The organism is Paenibacillus peoriae, assembly GCF_022531965.1.
Classification (GTDB): Bacteria; Bacillota; Bacilli; order Paenibacillales; family Paenibacillaceae; genus Paenibacillus; species Paenibacillus polymyxa_D.
In genome coordinates, this window is record NZ_CP092831.1 from 2,819,214 (window position 1) to 2,835,995 (window position 16,782).

The following is a 16,782-nucleotide window of genomic DNA, read 5'->3' on the forward strand; positions in this document are numbered from 1 at the left end:
ATGTAAAACGCAAACGGCCGCAAAACTCGGAAATCGGGCACCTCAGTGGGCTTCCGCTTACGGTCGACTTGCATTACAATAAGCCTAACGCCTTCGTGTTACACGAAGTCAAGCCATCTTCAAAAATTTTTATTTTTCCAAGGAGGATTCCACATGCATACAGTCAAAGAAGCTGCCCAGATAACGGGACTCACCGAGCACGCTGTACGCTTTTACACGGATAAAGGCCTGGTACCAAGCGTACAGCGCAATCAAAACAACATTCGGATGTTCGACGAAGAATCGATCAACTGGTTGCATGGCGTCAAATGTCTCAAGCAATCCGGGATGCCGATTGAAGTCATTAAAATGTACGTCGATTTCTGTCTCGAAGGGGATTCGACCATTCCGCAACGCTACACACTCATGATGGAGCATAAGGAAGCGGCGCTCATTAAGCTCGAAGAAGCCAAACAGCACGTTGCCCATTTGGAACAAAAAACGGCTCTATATCAGGCCATTCTGGAGCACCGCTCTCCAGACACGACCAATCCTGGCAACTGGGATAAAATTCAGCATATGCATAGTGACGTTTTTTACTCGCCCTCTGTTCGGAAGGCTAGAGATCTACGTGAGACACAACCACTCGAAGAAAATCCTCTGTTTTAAATTTCTGGTTGGCTTAGGATGAACAAGATTCAGAACAGTCTAGATTGGACTAACGAGAGACGATAACTTAATCATAACGAGAAGGCAGCAGGCCAAATGGACCCATTGCCTTCGTTCAAATCCTCTGTTTTTACACCAAATAACAGCACTGAACGCATCGTAAAAGATCATAAAATGGTAACGTTGTTTCAAACATGAGTCGAACCGTCTGGGTAACTTAGTTCTCGGACTGATCTTCCCAATGTATGTATTTACCTTTTTGCGGGATCAGTCGATCAGCTAACGCACTTTCAGGAAAGCTTTCTATGCATCGTATGTACACATGATTTAAAAGGAGGCAGCACCCCACGCCAGCGGTAGAATTGACTACTACAGAGATTAGAATGTAAAGAAACGTAAGTCTGAAATAACAAGGGGCAGACTGAAAGATTTAATGGAACTGCGTCCAAGACTTAAACAGGCACAGTATGCAAAAATACTTGGGCTAAGCCAATTCAGTGTCTCACATCATATGCGAAAATTCAGAGAAGATTCAACTTGTGAATAGCTCACTTAACTACGTAATTGACCATTGCCCAATTATAATATACTATTGGTTAAAAATGTAATCAGGAGGCAGCTATATGTTTAACTCGGCAGTTTTAGAATCAATAAGTGACATAAACCTTTTGTATGAAATGCTGCAAGCAGAGTTTTCACTAGATGGTTGGGATGCTATGGTACATATTGCGGATAAACTCCACCACTCAATCAACGCATTCTATGAAGAAGACCAACTTAGACAAGCAAAAGGGCAGCCGAGAATTGATACTAAAAGACTTAAACGAAGTGTTGCTTTTTATTTTGGATATTCTATGGTGGCGAAAGGTATCGCATTGCAAAAGATGGGCGATTACTCAGCAGCCAGGGATTGTATTGAAAAGTACTCTGAATTGGGATGGATATCTGGATTGGACGATGAGGGGAAGGAGGATGTAGCACATTTCAGGATGATTGCAAATGCCAATACATATGTTTTGAATTTGCTGGAAGGTAATATGGAGACGCTTCCTGAATATGTGCAATTTATACACAATGCCGAGGAAGAAGAGTTGTTGCCGGGGATTATTACGATACTGGAGTCAGCTTTAAAACATAACTGTAACGTTGATTGGGCATTAAAAGAATTTGAGCCTAATTTGGACGCTCTGGATGGAGAGTACGAAACGGAAGCCAATATTCGTTATTATATAGATCATTTATATCTTATGTCCCTTTACCACTTTACTAATGGTAATATTTACAATGCATTAAATATATCCCTCAAGGGATTGCGAATGTCTGATAAACTTAAGGATGATACTGGATATAAAAAAATCAATGCATTATTTGTTTCATTTAGTGTTCATGCAACTAAAGAACAGCTGAATGAATATAATGTATTGAACAAAACTATCCTAGAAAGGGTGTTAAAAGATGAAAAAGGCATTAGGTATGATGGCAGTAGTATTGTTTCTGTTAGGTAACGTAATCATCCCTACTGGTGCAGCAACGATCCAACCTAACAATCACGGCATGAATAGCTTCCAACAACTTAATAATCATGGCATGAATAGCTAGGTTCGTATATTTGAAACCCCTTCTACAAAGAAGGGGTTTTTATTTGGTAGAATAGTTCCAAAGAATCATAACAATCTTCTAGAAATCTACTGATTTTTCTGAAGGATATCCACTCAATTCACAGAACACTATCATTGAGGAGAGGCGTGTCGAGGCAGGGGGTGCTTCGTGCCCTCATAAAGCCATTTCAGCAGCACAAAGACTTAATGTCTCGGCCGTCAATTCAAATATATCGGTTACATTGGGCGTTTTACATTGCAATAAAAACGATGGAGGGCGCTCAACGTGATAACACTGACTAGTAATCGTTACTGATAATATTCCCTCCATTCCTATTCCAGTCATAGGTTCAATATCAATTAACCCCATGCATACTAAATAATGAAAAGTTAAGTGTCGTTCAGTATTTAGTTCTAGCGGACCTGACAAAAGGCATTGTCAAACAGTTTTCCGGGAAATTTTAAGCGATCGTTATAGACGCTCCAAAGCAGATTAGCTTTTTATAATCACCCGAAAAGGTGGCTATGGAAAGCTTTTTTACCGGTTTAATGAATCATTAATACAATGATGGATGTAGTCGGTACGACGTACATACACAAATTTCGTTAGAGCGACGAGCATAGGTTTTGCTGAAATACAATAGTTCTTTGTACAATAAAGTTGTTTTCTAATGTCTAACAATTTCTTAATCCTGATGTCATTGGACTGTCCAATTAAGTGCAGCCTAAAAAAATTCGAAGAAAATCTCCCGAGCATGATACAAAAAAGGAAGAAGGTTCGTCTTCCTAATAGCTGCAGCTTAAAAGGAGGCAATTATAAAATGAGTATTCCGGAATCCTCACCATTCCGCAACATATTTTATGAGCATTATCCAACCGTACGCAGAAAACTGGCTGCGCTTGTGCGAGATGAAGCAGCAGCCGACGATCTGGCGCAGGAAGTATTTCTGAGGCTGTACAGAAATCCGCCGGACAACCCGGCAACCCTGGGGGCATGGCTACACCGGGTACTGACAAGAATCGGATACGATTATTTAGAGAAGAGAGCAAGAGAGAGAAAGCTGCAGAATAAGCAGGAGATAATGTATGAAGGGGAAGTCGCTTCTGAATCCGGCGAAGAGGCGCTGATGCGTCGATTGGATCAGGAAGAGGTTCAGGCTTGGCTGGACAGACTGCCCGAACGAGACCGCCAAGCGCTGCTTCTGCGCTACTCCGGCTACAGCTATGCGGAGATCGCGGAAGAGCTTAATGTCAGGTCGCCGCTAATAGGCAGTCTGCTCCAAAGAGCGACACGCAAGCTGCAGGCCACATCCAGCAAGGCTATAGCAAGGCAGGACTAATCAAATATTCGGAAAGGATTGAAATGATATGACAACTAAATTGCAGCATTCAGAAGCTGACAAAAGTACACATGAAGCCTGGGAGAGGTTGCTACAGAAGCTGGCCATGGAGCCGGTAAACGCCAAGTGGGAGACCGGGGACGCAAATAACAAAGAGGACGTTCTGAGGCTTGCCGATACCCTTAGGCCGCCAGCGGACTCAGCTGCAATTCAGGATTCGGAATCCAGTTTGAAAGTTGATGCTCCGGCTCCGGTTGCTTCTTTCCGCCGGCGGGCAGGCAAGGGCCGAAAGTGGGCCGCAGCGGTGGCGGCAGCCGTTATCTTTGGCGTCGTACTTACAACCCCTGTGGGAAATAACGCGCTGGCGGCATTTTTAAATCAATTCCGGGTGCAGGATATCGCTACAGTTGACGAAAGCACGCTCGAAGGTATGTTTAATCAACTGGTTCCGGGAAAATCGGCCGACATAGAAAACACCTTTGGCCAGTTTACATCGGAAAGCGGAAACGTACAGGGTGATTTTACGCGTGAACAAGCCGTCTCTAAGCTCGGATATCAGCTTCTTCCAGTAAATGTGGCCGGAACGAAGGAAAGTGTGTACGTTACTCCTTCACAAAAAATTACAATGATGCTGAATGTGGATGAGCTCAATAAAGCTATGCAGCGTGTAGGGGCAACGAAGCTGCTGCCGGAGTCGATGGACAATAAAGAAATAGCGTTTAGTACACATGAAAGCGTAAATTACGATTTGGGTACCGATCAGGACCACTGGGCAACTCTGACACAGATGCAGGCTCCAGAAATTACGGTAGATCCGTCCGTTGATACAGAAAAAGCGGTGGATGCCGTTCTTCAGCTTCCGATTCTGCCTTCCGATCTGAAAGAGAAGGTAAAGCGCAGCCGCATTCTGGCAGGTTCCATTCCTATGCCATATGTGGTTAATAAAAGTGCTGAAACTTCTGAGATTACCATTGGAGGAACCAAGGTTCTGGTTACAAACATGAAGTACAGATCAATGACGAATCGTACCGCTATCTGGATCAAAGACGGACAGGTCTTTTCCTTTGAAGGTGGGAGCGCCTATGAGTCAGAGTTTGATTTCATGAACAAGCTTAAGGAGCTGGTTGAGGCATGAGTAAGCCGACAATCGACGCTAAAGGATTAACCAAGGAATACAGCAACGGGCGCGGCTGCCGCAACGTGACCATCACCGTAGGGAAAGGGGAAGCCTTTGGCTTCCTCGGCCCCAATGGAGCCGGGAAAAGCACATTTGTGAAAATGCTGGTCGGGCTCATCCATCCGACGGCCGGAGGAGCAACCCTGATGGGTGCACCCATCGGAACGCTCGAAGCGAAACGGCAAATCGGGTATCTCCCCGAGCTGTACCGGTATCAGGAATGGCTTACCGGTGATGAGGTCGTCCGGTTGCATGGGCGATTATGCGGTTTGGACAAGCAGGTGATCGACAAGAGAGTTCCTGAGCTATTGCACATGGTAGGTGTGGGTCAACGGGGGAAGGACCGTGTTAAGCATTATTCCAAAGGCATGCAGCAGCGGCTTGGACTGGCTTGCGCGCTGGTGAATGATCCGGCCGTGATTTTTCTTGACGAGCCTTCTTCCGCCATGGATCCGGTTGGACGAATGCATGTACGTAATATACTTGAGGAACTGAAGCAGCAGGGGAAAACGATTTTCTTAAACTCCCATCTGCTTGAGGATGTGGAAGTATTATGCGACAGAATGGCACTCTTGAATAACGGACAGGTTCTCCGCCATGGGCGGGTAGCCGAAATGCTCCAGAAGCGAGTCTGCTGGCGTTTTAAAGTCGGCGGATTTTCGCCTTTTTTGCTGTCCTGGCTTATGGATACGACAGAGCTCAGCTTTCGAGTAATAACAGATGGAAAAGCCGAAGGCGGATTTACAGGAGAGAGGGGCATAGATGATACCGTCTGGCTTGAAGCGGAACTGGAGAGCGAAGAACAGGCAGGCTGGATCAATACGTTGCTGATCGGACAGGGGATGACGTTATATGAAGTCACCAAAGTTCGAGAACGGCTTGAAGAGTGGTTCATGAAGGCTGTTGCAGGGCTGAATCATAGGGGGGAACAGGAATGAGGATTATTTGGACCATGACCTGGAAGGAGCTACTGCGCAAACGGGTCCTCCTGCTGACACTTTTATTAACTGTTGTATTCCTGCTGGGATTTTGGTTTATTGCCGGCGCCATCGCAGGAGATTCTACCTCTAGGGTGATCACAGGCGGTACGAATAATGAAACTATGATCCAGGAATTTACGCTCGGGATGTTCATTTTGATGCTCGGTTTTTTCTTCGCAAGTTTTGTACTCGCCTTTTTAGCGATTTTTAGCTCATTTTCCACGATTGCGGGTGAGGCGGAGCAGGGGGTCATGCAGGCGATGCTGCCACGGCCGATTCCGAGGTGGAAATGGTATACGGGCCGCTGGCTCGGCTATGTTTCGCTTGGTGTAATCTATGCCTTGGTATTGTACAGCCTGATTTTGTGGATCACCGATGTGCATGCTTCGATCCCGCGTGATCCGGTAGTGCTGGTGCAGTCTTTTTTGCTATTTGCTTCAGTCGTTCCCTTGCTTGTAACCGTGTCCATGTTCGGATCCGGCTATTTGTCATCGGTTGCGAATGGTGTCGTCATGACGATGCTTTATGGGGCTGGTTGGCTCGGTGGCATGGTTGGAAAAATCATCGGCTCTGTGGGTCTGGAGCCAGGTCCCATGCAGACCCTGAACAATATAACGGGTGTCCTGTCCCTGATCATGCCTGCCGATGGACTGCAGCGTAAAATGCAGGCAGTGTTGTTCAGCTTCGAGAATATTAATGGACTCATCCCGGTAAGCACAAGTGGACCGTTTGGTATCGGCGAGATTCCTTCAACAGCCTTTTTGATATACGCGGCATTTTACACGGCTGTGCTCTTTGGACTCGGGCTGCGCCGCTTTGTCCGCAAGGATTTATAGGTTCTACTTTGAAGTTTCAGACTTCAGCAGCCATTCAAAAAAATTGTTTTAAAAGACCTTCTGAGAATAAAAAAGGTGGTCTAAAAAGACCGCCAAATTGCTTGCTTTATTCCAATAAATGAATCAATGAGTCTGTTTATCTATTTCGATCGTTCATTAGTTTCAGCCTCGTCTTTACGCCATAATCACGCTTAAAGCGATCAAAAAGGGCCTAAGGTCTCCAAGTCTATAGAAGGTGATAGACATTATTGCAACCATATTTACACAGCGATAATAATATTTTAATTGGGGCAGAACAAGATGGACTGCTGCTAGTTACTATTCTGACAATATGCATCTTAATTTCAGTTTGATGTTACCCGTTAGAGAGCATCGGGTACAAGCTCAAACTTTAATCATTTGATGTTGACCTCTATGGCTAATATTTCTATTTTCAAAAGACGTTTTAGGATAACCTAGAGCGTTTTTTTATTTTGAAAATCACCTGGGTATATGCCCATTTCTGCAAACGATGCTTATCTTTCCAGCGTAACAATCAATAGAAACCTACTAATTTGATTAACCATGTCAAGTTGGAGTTTTTCATCCTATACAATAGAAAAAGACAGTGGTTTAGAATTTCTATGTGGCCAAAAGTATTCAAATATGACAGGCGAAGAACTGCTCATGGACGTGGAAAAACTATTAATCGCTTGAGCTTCATAAAATACAAATGCAATTGCTCTACATAAAAAGTTGACCTGATTTTTGCCCGCCAGCTAGAGCATCTTCCGAAAATATTTTTCCACATCGTAGCCGATCATGGCAAGCATCCTTCCATCACAGGTTGCAAGTGAGTCGTCATTTGTTACCTCCCCAAATCAAATGTTTGAAAGGTCAGAAGTTTGTCAAAAATGGATATTATATCCTATATTTGCAATTCGAATAATCTTCAAAGGGGAGCTATACATGGTAAAAAAAATTCAGTTGCCATTGCAAACCTTAAGTCTGGTTGTCTCCTTTATGGTCTGGGTCTTGATCTCTTCCCTGATTTCTTACATAAGTCAGGATATTCCGCTGACGCTCGGACAAAGAGCGTGGTCCACCGCGATCCCGGTAATCTTGGGCTCTTTGCTGCGAATTCCGGCGGGGATTCTGACCAACCGCTTCGGGGCAAGGCTGATGAATACAGTCAGTTTCTTTATTCTGCTTGTTCCTGTCTACTATTTGAGCCAGGCCAATACTTTTCTGGATTTGGCGGTCGGGGGCTTCTTTCTTGGGATAGGTGGAGCCACGTTCTCGGTCGGTGTGACTTCACTGCCCAAATATTATCCCAAAGAAAAGCAGGGCACCATCAACGGGATATACGGGATCGGGAATCTGGGTACGGCCATCTCTACCTTTGGTGCACCGTGGGTGGCTGATGCGATCGGCTGGTCAAGAGCCCTTCAGTTTTTTTTGATTTTGCTCGCCCTTTTCGCTCTACTGAATCTGTTTTTAGGGGATAAGCACGAAGAGCGCGTACGAAGGTCCTGGAAGAATCAACTCAAGCAGGTTTATCGCAACGAAAAGTTGTGGTTTTTCAGCATATTTTACTTCATCACCTTCGGCTCCTTCGTAGCTTTTACAATCTATCTCCCCGGTTTTCTGGTCAGCTATTTTGAATTAAGCAAGGTGGATGCCGGACTCAGGACGGCGGGTTTTATCGCCTTGGCTACCTTTCTCCGTCCAGTAGGCGGGATACTGTCCGACAAGTTCAATCCTTTTGTAGTTCTTATGTTCGTGTTTGCCGGCCTAACCTTGTCAGGAGTTTTACTCTCTTTCGGATTGACCATGCCTCTTTTTACGTTGGGTTGTTTGATGGTAGCCGTGTGCGCCGGTATCGGGAACGGCGCGGTGTTCAAGCTGGTCCCGCTATACTTTTCAAAGCAAGGGGGCATCGCCAGCGGGATCGTCTCTGCCGCGGGCGGTCTGGGCGGTTTTTTTCCTCCACTGCTGCTTACCCTGCTGTTTGGGTGGACAGGCCACTACGCAATCGGCTTTATGGCCTTGTCCGAGGCCTCGCTGGCCAGCCTGATACTTGTTCTGTGGGTATTTTTCAGCAACAAGCTGGAGTTTGCGTCGGATATTATCAAGTCCACAGCCGATGCCGTGATGGTCACTGATGCCAAGGGCGTGATCCATACCGTAAACGCCGCCTTCACCGAGGTCACCGGATATCCCAAAGAAGCGGTGATTGGAAAAACTCCCAATATACTCAACTCCGGCTTCCAAGATCGCTCTTTCTATAATGCCTTTTGGGTCACTTTGCTGACCACCGGAAAATGGCAGGGAAAGATCGTCAATCGCAAGGCAAGCGGGGAGGTTTTTCGAGAGTGGCTCTCGGTAACGGCAATTACGAACGAGCAGAATGTCACTCATTATGTGGCTATATTCAGCGACCTTTCGCAGGCTGACTCCGTAATCGAGGAAGGTGAAGGCGGCGGGCTAGCGCAAAATCATTTCTCAAAAAAAGCAACAGGAAAGGAGGCGGGGGATTCATGTCAGGACCCGCATTGAGACATGTGGACAGTCATTCGATGATTCATGAGGCGGCCTTAGGCGAAGCAAGAGAACTTACCGAGCTGTTGGACAGAAGTATAAAAAAAGGTGAATTGGACAAAGCGGAGGAAATTGCCTACATCACGGTGGAGCATTGGGAGGGACGTACGCTCCAGCACGCAGCCAGCGAAGAGGAAGGATTATATGTAGAAGCTGTGGGCATCAAGTCGGAGTTGAAGAACGTCATTATTTCCCTGACTCGCGATCATCAATTAATGCGAGAAATTGTCGCTGAGATTAAGGAACTGCTGGCGCAGAGCAAGGTGGGTGGCGAGCTTCTTGCTCGTTTTCAGGCTTTGATTATCGTTGATGAACTGCATAACCGGGATGAAATGAACATGCTGGAAAAAGAAGTGGAGGGACTGCTCCATGAAAAATGAGACCTATACACTGGCGGCGATGCTTCCCGACAAACCACTTCAATCTGTGGAGCCGAGACTGTATCGGCTACTGGTACAAGAGCTCGAGATGCTCCACCTTCATCCTTATGATGTGAAGGCGGGTGGCCGGACCGATGATCACGGCATCACCGTCTACCTCCGATTTGGCGAGGAATTGGGGCAGGTCACCAGCAGGAAATTTTCCTGGGCATTGGTGGAAGACGGCGATGAAGAGGTCTTGACCTTTTTTAAACAGTCGGCGGAAAAGATTAAGAAATCGATGATTGCCGATTATTTTAAAATGATGAAATTCTAACAAAGGTCGGCAGAATGAGTTGGAAAAATGGATACGAAAGAAGGCGAACCAGATGAATCAGGTGGAAACGGAACAATTTGTCCGGGATGATCGGAATGATTTGCTTGCCTTGCTTGAGATGAGATTCGGCGGAGTGCCGCAGCCTGTGCAAGAACAAATCTGCCGGCTGCAGGATCTGAACGAGCTTCAGCGCCTGATTATCGCGGCTTGCAACGCAGCGGATTGGGAAGTGTTTATGGAAGAGCTTCAGTTGGGACAAGACAGCTTCAAACTGACGGGGGAAAGGTTTAACCCGGTAAACCAGCAGGGAAAGGAGCATCTGTGTAATGGCTGAACATAAAAACAAGCTGCTTGATGCGTTGAAATATTTGCAACGCGGAGAGGCCATAAACGAGGGATGGACCGAGGAGAGCCCAAGATCCCGGGATTGGGAGAGCCTATACCGTGGCCGCTGGCAGCATGACAAGGTCGTTCGGTCGACACATGGCGTAAACTGTACCGGTTCCTGCAGTTGGAATGTTTTCGTCAAGGACGGCATTATCACCTGGGAAACACAAAAAACGGACTACCCGACCACAGGAGCCGACTTCCCCGAGTATGAACCCCGGGGCTGCCCGCGCGGGGCAAGCTTCTCCTGGTATACCTATAGCCCGATCCGGGTGAAGTATCCCTATATCCGCGGTGATTTGTACGACATGTGGCGTGAGGAGCTGGCAGTTGTTGAGGACCCGGTCACGGCCTGGAAAAACATCGTCAGCGATCCCAAAAAGCGTGACAGATACGTCAAGGCCAGGGGGAAAGGCGGCTTCGTTCGGGCGGATTGGGATGATGCCTGTCAGATGATTGCCAGCTCTATTATCCATACCATTCAACAATACGGTCCAGATCGTGTTGTTGGTTTTAGCCCGATCCCGGCCATGTCCATGGTGAGTTATTCGGCAGGGACACGCTTCCTGTCGCTGATTGGCGGGACCATCCTCAGTTTTTATGATTGGTATGCAGACCTTCCCCCTGCCTCGCCGCAGGTTTGGGGAGAACAAACAGATGTGCCGGAAAGCGGCGACTGGTATAACTCCAAGTATTTTATTATCTGGGGGACCAACATTCCGCAAACCCGGTCTCCTGATGCGCATTTCATGGTGGAAGCCCGTTATAACGGCACCAAGGTGGTCGGGGTCAGCCCCGATTATGCCGAGTATGAAAAGTTTGCGGACATTTGGCTGCCAGCTAAAGCCGGGACCGATGCCGCGCTTGCCATGGCTATGACCCACGTCATTCTCAAAGAATTCTACGTGGATCAGCAAGTCCCTTATTTTACGGATTACGCAAAAAAATTTACAGACCTTCCTTTCCTCGTGATACTAGAGAAACATGCCGATGCGTTTCGTTCGGGCCGCTTCCTCCGGGCCTCCGACTTGGGAGATGCCCAGGAGTTGGCCGAATGGAAAACGGTAGTCTGGGACGAGGCATCAGGAGCGCCGATGGTTCCGAGCGGCAGCCAGGGCTTCCGTTGGGATCAGGACAGCAGGTGGAACCTGGATCTCGAAAATCCTGACGGGACAGTAGTGGATCCTCTGCTGTCATTTATTGATGCGGCGGATGAAGTGGCTCTCGTTGACTTTCCTTATTTCGTGGAATCGGAGGGAGGGACAGTTCGGCGTGGAGTTCCCGTAAAGCATTTGCCGAGTGTGGAAGGCAGGACGCTCAAAGTCGTGACGGTTTATGACCTTATGATGGCTCATGTGGGTGTACCCAGACAGCAACTGCAAGGCGATTATCCGGTCGATTATAACGATCCGAAGCCTTACACTCCGGCTTGGCAGGAGGCGATTACTGGCGTCAAGAAATCTCATTGCATTCAGGTAGCGAGGGAGTTTGCCGAAAATGCGGCCAAGACAGGTGGAAAATCGATGATCGCCATGGGCGGAGGAACGAACCATTGGTATCACAGCGACCAAATCTACCGTTCCATTCTGAATTTGGTTCTGCTCACGGGCTCCCAGGGAGTAAATGGCGGCGGATGGGCCCATTACGTAGGTCAGGAAAAGGTGAGGCCAGTGGAGGGGTGGCAGCAGATCGCATTTGCAGGAGATTGGATCAAGCCTCCCCGCTTACAAAACGGAACCTCCTTCTTCTACTTCGCGACGGAGCAGTTCCGCTATGAGGCCAAGGTCAATGAGGAGCAGAAACCATCCTGGGGCGGGCGGTTTAACCATATGCATCCTGCGGATGTCAATGCGCTGGCCGTAAGGCTCGGGTGGCTGCCTTCATTCCCGCAATTCAACCAGAACTCCATCGATGTGGCCAGACAGGTTCGAGAAAAAGGGTTTTCGGACGATCAGGAGGCCGTACAGGAAATTGCGAGAATGGTTAAAGAGGGAGAGCTAGATTTTGCGGTGGAGCACCCCAATGATCCGAACAATTTCCCGCGTGTCTTTTTCAACTGGCGGTCCAATCTGCTTGGCGATAGCGGTAAAGGGCATGAATACTTTGCCAAACATTTGATCGGGGCGGACAATCAGGTGTTGACGGACCCGAGCCATTCGTGGCGGCCAGAGACGGTGAAGACGGATGATGTTCCGCCGGAAGGCAAAACCGATTTGTTCATCAGCATGGATTTTAGAATGACGAGTTCAGGGCTGTTTTCGGATATCGTGCTGCCAGCAGCGACCTGGTACGAAAAATACGATTTAAGCACGACCGATATGCATCCGTTTGTCCATCCGTTTAATCCGGCTATTGAACCGCCTTGGCAAAGCAAAAGCGATTGGGACGCTTTTCGGGAAATCGCCAAAACGTTCTCCCAATTGGCGGAGAAACATTTGCCAGCCTGCGAGGATGTTCTCATGACTCCGCTCGGACATGACAGTCCAGATGAAATCGCCCAAGTTCACGGAAAAATCCGCGATTGGCGCAAGGGAGAGACGGAGGCAGTGCCCGGCAAAACGATGCCCCATTTTTTATTGGTGAAGCGTGACTATCCGAACGTGTATGGAAAAATGATTACCATCGGACCGAACATTAAAAAGGGTTATGGAACAAAGGGGATTAAAATTCCCGGCGACAAGGTGTACGGCCAGCTCATGGAGCGGCTGGGGGCATCGAAACATGAGGGGATTGGCAAAGGACAGCCGGATCTATTCCGGGATAAACAGGTAATCGAAGCGATTCTGCTGATGTCTGGCGCCACGAACGGAGAACGAGCCGTGGAAGGCTGGCGTTCGTTAGAGACCAAAACCGGCAAAAAGCTGGAGGACATCTCAAAACCTCGGGAAGAAGAGGCTTTCACGCTTCTGGATATTACTGCTCAGCCCCGGCATACGATCTCAACTCCGGTCTGGAGTGGCTTGGAGAAGGACAATCGGAGATACTCGCCCTTTACCTTAAATACGGAGTACAGCATTCCATGGCGCACTTTAACAGGCAGACAAAGCTTTTATCTGGACCATGAGATGATTTTGGATTTCGGTGAAGGGCTGCCGCTTTATTTGCCGCCGCTGGAGCACGTTCCTTTTTTTAAGGGTGAGAAAGAAGTGCCAGCGAATGGGAAAACGATGACGATCCGTTATTTGACCCCGCACCAAAAATGGGGAATTCATACGATGTTCATCGACACCAATCAAATGTCGACGCTGTTCCGCGGATGGCAGGTCGTCTGGCTGAACGAAAAAGACGGGGCTTCGATCGGGATCAAGGATAACGATTGGATTGAGGTATATAACCGGAATGGAGTCATCGCAGCAAGAGCGGTGCTGACTTACCGGATTCCAGAGGGGATCGCTTATATGTATCATGCCCAGGATCGCACGCTTGGCGTGCCGGGTACCTCTATCACCAAGCAGCGCGGCGGTACCCATAACAGTGTGACTCGAATTACGATGAAGCCGACACATATGATCGGAGGCTATGCCCAACTGAGCTACGGGTTTAATTACTACGGGCCGACAGGAAGTCAGAGAGATACGATGACAATCATCCGACCGTTAAAGGAGGTTGACTGGCTTGAGGATTAAAGCGCAAGTCGCCATGGTCATGAACTTGGACAAATGCATCGGCTGCCATACCTGTTCGGTGACCTGCAAGAACACGTGGACCAATCGGCCCGGAACGGAATACATGTGGTACAACAATGTGGAAACCCGGCCGGGTCCCGGTTACCCTCGGGCATGGGAAGACCTGAGGAAATTTAAAGGCGGGTGGGTTCTGCGCAACGGAAAGCTGGCACTCCGGGCGGGGGGGCCAATCACCAAACTGGCGAATATTTTTTACAATCCGAATATGGCCAGCCTGGACAACTTCTATGAGCCGTGGACCTATGATTACGATAACTTGATTCATAGCCCCAAGCGGAAGCATCTTCCGGTCGCGCGGCCTGTATCACTGATTACCGGAGAATATATGGACAAGCCGGAATGGGGCCCGAACTGGGATGACGACCTGGCTGGCGGGAGTGAGATCGTACCGCTGGACCCGAATGTCAAGCAGCTTCAGGAACAGATCGCCATGGAGTATGAGAAGACGTTCATGATGTACCTGCCCCGCATTTGCGAGCACTGTCTGAACCCTTCCTGCGTGGCTTCCTGTCCATCCGGAGCTCTGTACAAGCGGGAGGAGGATGGCATTGTACTTGTAGATCAAGACGCCTGTAGGGGGTGGAGATTCTGTACCAATGGCTGTCCCTACCACAAGGTATACTACAACTGGAATACGCACAAGGCGGAAAAATGCAATTTCTGCTACCCGCGGACAGAAGCGGGCATGGCCACGATTTGCTCGGAAACCTGTGTGGGCCGGATTCGCTATATCGGTGTCGTCTTCTATGACGCAGATCGAGCCAAGGCGGCAGCTTCCGTGGAGAATCCGCAGGATTTGTATGAATCCCAGCTTTCGGTGTTCCTTGACCCCTTCGAGCCGGAAGTGATCAAGGAGGCGAGAAGAAGCGGGATCAACGATTCCTGGATCGATGCGGCACAGCGCTCGCCGATCTACAAGCTTGCCATGAAGTGGAAGGTTGCTCTGCCACTTCATCCGGAATACCGCACGCTCCCTATGGTGTGGTATGTTCCACCGCTTAGCCCGATTATGAACCATATTGAAGAAGACGAGCTTCAGACCGATCACTATATTCCCGCCGTCGATCAAATGCGGATTCCAATGGAGTATCTGGCATCTCTGCTTACGGCAGGGGATACCTCCGTCATCCGTAGAGTGTTGCTTAAAATGACCGCCATGCGTGTACATAGGCGGCAGCAAGCCGTTGGCGGCATGGATGATCTCAGACACAGCCAGCTTTTGGGAGAGGCGGGAATTACAGTGGAGGAAATTGAAGAGATGACCCGATTGTTCGCTGTTGCCAAATATAACGAAAGGTTTGTGATCCCAACCGCTCGGAGGGAAATGGATGGCGCGAAAGAGCTTCATTACAAGCAGGGGGCCTGCAGCATCGAATCCATTACCCCGTCAAGCGCGGTCACGTCACATCTTTTCGCAAGGGAGGACATGGATGATGGAACATAAGCCCGTTTTGCTGGCGGCCTGCGCCAGATTGCTAGGATATCCCTGTGAGGATTTTCAGGAAATGAAGGAGGAACTGCTTTCAGCTGTCCAAGAGGAAATGAAAGATAATGAGCTGGCGAGCAGGTTTGGCCAGGCGGCCGAGGCTATCTTCTCGGTTCCTCCCAAGGAGCTTCAGGAAATTTATGTTTGGACGTTCGATTGGAAGGAAAAGACCGGACTCTATCTGACCGCTCATGAATTGGGTGACAGTCGGGAACGTGGGGCAGCTCTGATTTTGCTTCAGCATATTGTCCGGGATGCGGGCTTTATGATGCCGAGCGGGGAGCTGTGCGACTTCATTCCGCTGTTGTACGAGCTGCTGGCGGTAAGGTCCGACAATGTTCATGTACGCGCGCTTGAACTCCGGCTGGCCGCAGCCACAGAGCGGATTCGGAAGCATCTGTCTGAAGACAGTCCCTATTCCGAGTTGTTGAACTTTCTGATGACCGATGTTTTCGAGGTCCCTACGGAAGAAGAAATTCGCATGCTGGAGAGCAAGCGGGAGAGCGCCGATCTGGATGAACTGCCTTACCCTATCCTGTTTGGCATGGACGGTACGGCTCGTAGTGATTCAGGCTTACCTGTCTATAAAACGTGCAATGGAATGGGGGTATAATGATGACTGGTATCTTTTGGTGGGTCGTGTTTCCCTATCTTACCTTGGCGGTGATGATCGTCGGCTTGCTCTATCGGTTTGCTTTTCGTCAGGTCAGCTGGACGGCGCCTTCTACGGAGATTTTTGAAAAAAGATGGCTCAGAATCGGTTCGACTGTGTTCCATTACGGGATCATTTTCGCGTTTGTTGGCCATATCATGGGTGTGTTGATCCCGCGCAGTGTTTATCATTTCTTCGGCATATCCGATGAGACCTATCATATATTTGCGATCGCGGGGGGCGGCTTTGCCGGTCTGATGGTCGTCATCGGTCTGGTTCTTCTGCTTATGCGCAAAATCCTTAACCGTCGGGTAAGGGCCCATGCGGGTTTTGGTGATTATTTTGCAGTGATTTTAGTCCTGATCATCGCAGCCATCGGTACCTATATGACCATCGTGTATAATACGACTGTGGTGGCCTATGAATACCGTACGACCATCGGGCCTTGGTTTCGCAGCCTGTTCACCTTTAATCCGCAATACGGGTTGATGCACATGGTTCCTTTCGTGTTTCAGCTTCACATCATCCTGGCGTTTCTTCTGTTCGCTTCCATTCCGTTTACCCATCTGGTCCATATGTTTTCTTTTCCCGCACGTTATCCGGCAAGATCTCCGCAGCAGTACCGTTCCAGAAACAGTTACCGGAAACGGGAGAGAACCTGATTTCTATTTCGATATGGACGAAAATTTCTGATGACAATAATAGCTGTTCATGAA

At 48.5% G+C, this 16,782-nt stretch carries 14 protein-coding genes; all 14 read left to right on the forward strand.

Annotated elements, in window-relative coordinates; all coding sequences use genetic code 11:
* Positions 1 to 153 precede the first annotated feature (153 nt).
* Positions 154 to 648, forward strand: a complete 495-nt coding sequence (locus tag MLD56_RS12380; RefSeq protein WP_029515307.1) for a MerR family transcriptional regulator — start codon at positions 154 to 156, stop codon at positions 646 to 648.
* Positions 649 to 1,271: 623 nt separating this feature from the next.
* Complete coding sequence (locus MLD56_RS12385) at positions 1,272 to 2,153, forward strand: hypothetical protein (protein WP_029515306.1); 882 nt, start codon at positions 1,272 to 1,274, stop codon at positions 2,151 to 2,153.
* A gap of 914 nt (positions 2,154 to 3,067) precedes the next feature.
* Complete coding sequence (locus MLD56_RS12390; protein ID WP_029515305.1) at positions 3,068 to 3,586, forward strand: sigma-70 family RNA polymerase sigma factor; 519 nt, start codon at positions 3,068 to 3,070, stop codon at positions 3,584 to 3,586.
* 28 nt (positions 3,587 to 3,614) lie between these two features.
* On the forward strand, positions 3,615 to 4,721 hold the full coding sequence (locus MLD56_RS12395; protein ID WP_241113509.1) for a hypothetical protein: 1,107 nt from the start codon (positions 3,615 to 3,617) through the stop codon (positions 4,719 to 4,721).
* Complete coding sequence (locus MLD56_RS12400) at positions 4,718 to 5,701, forward strand: ABC transporter ATP-binding protein (RefSeq protein WP_029515303.1); 984 nt, start codon at positions 4,718 to 4,720, stop codon at positions 5,699 to 5,701. The genes MLD56_RS12395 and MLD56_RS12400 overlap by 4 nt, the downstream gene beginning before the upstream one ends.
* Positions 5,698 to 6,579: an ABC transporter permease subunit gene (locus tag MLD56_RS12405; protein ID WP_039274879.1), complete on the forward strand. Its 882-nt coding sequence runs from the start codon at positions 5,698 to 5,700 to the stop codon at positions 6,577 to 6,579. The genes MLD56_RS12400 and MLD56_RS12405 overlap by 4 nt, the downstream gene beginning before the upstream one ends.
* Before the next feature lie 948 nt (positions 6,580 to 7,527).
* Positions 7,528 to 9,117 (forward strand): nitrate/nitrite transporter, encoded by a 1,590-nt coding sequence (locus MLD56_RS12410; RefSeq protein WP_029515300.1) that lies wholly within the window; start codon positions 7,528 to 7,530, stop codon positions 9,115 to 9,117.
* Positions 9,099 to 9,539, forward strand: a complete 441-nt coding sequence (locus MLD56_RS12415; RefSeq protein ID WP_029515298.1) for a hypothetical protein — start codon at positions 9,099 to 9,101, stop codon at positions 9,537 to 9,539. The genes MLD56_RS12410 and MLD56_RS12415 overlap by 19 nt, the downstream gene beginning before the upstream one ends.
* Positions 9,529 to 9,855 carry a hypothetical protein gene (locus MLD56_RS12420; RefSeq protein WP_039274876.1) on the forward strand — a complete coding sequence of 109 codons (327 nt, stop codon included), beginning with the start codon at positions 9,529 to 9,531 and terminating at the stop codon, positions 9,853 to 9,855. The genes MLD56_RS12415 and MLD56_RS12420 overlap by 11 nt, the downstream gene beginning before the upstream one ends.
* 52 nt (positions 9,856 to 9,907) lie before the next feature.
* Positions 9,908 to 10,189: a hypothetical protein gene (locus MLD56_RS12425; protein ID WP_029515295.1), complete on the forward strand. Its 282-nt coding sequence runs from the start codon at positions 9,908 to 9,910 to the stop codon at positions 10,187 to 10,189.
* Positions 10,182 to 13,868: a nitrate reductase subunit alpha gene (locus MLD56_RS12430; RefSeq protein ID WP_029515294.1), complete on the forward strand. Its 3,687-nt coding sequence runs from the start codon at positions 10,182 to 10,184 to the stop codon at positions 13,866 to 13,868. Before MLD56_RS12425 ends, MLD56_RS12430 begins: the two co-directional genes overlap by 8 nt.
* Positions 13,858 to 15,372, forward strand: coding sequence for a nitrate reductase subunit beta (gene narH, locus MLD56_RS12435; protein ID WP_069011448.1), 1,515 nt, complete (start codon positions 13,858 to 13,860; stop codon positions 15,370 to 15,372). The genes MLD56_RS12430 and narH overlap by 11 nt, the downstream gene beginning before the upstream one ends.
* Positions 15,359 to 16,027, forward strand: a complete 669-nt coding sequence (gene narJ / locus MLD56_RS12440) for a nitrate reductase molybdenum cofactor assembly chaperone (RefSeq protein WP_029515290.1) — start codon at positions 15,359 to 15,361, stop codon at positions 16,025 to 16,027. The genes narH and narJ overlap by 14 nt, the downstream gene beginning before the upstream one ends.
* Positions 16,028 to 16,029: 2 nt before the next feature.
* Entirely contained in the window at positions 16,030 to 16,728 is a 699-nt protein-coding gene (gene narI / locus MLD56_RS12445; protein WP_029515288.1) for a respiratory nitrate reductase subunit gamma, read from the forward strand.
* Positions 16,729 to 16,782: the final 54 nt, after the last annotated feature.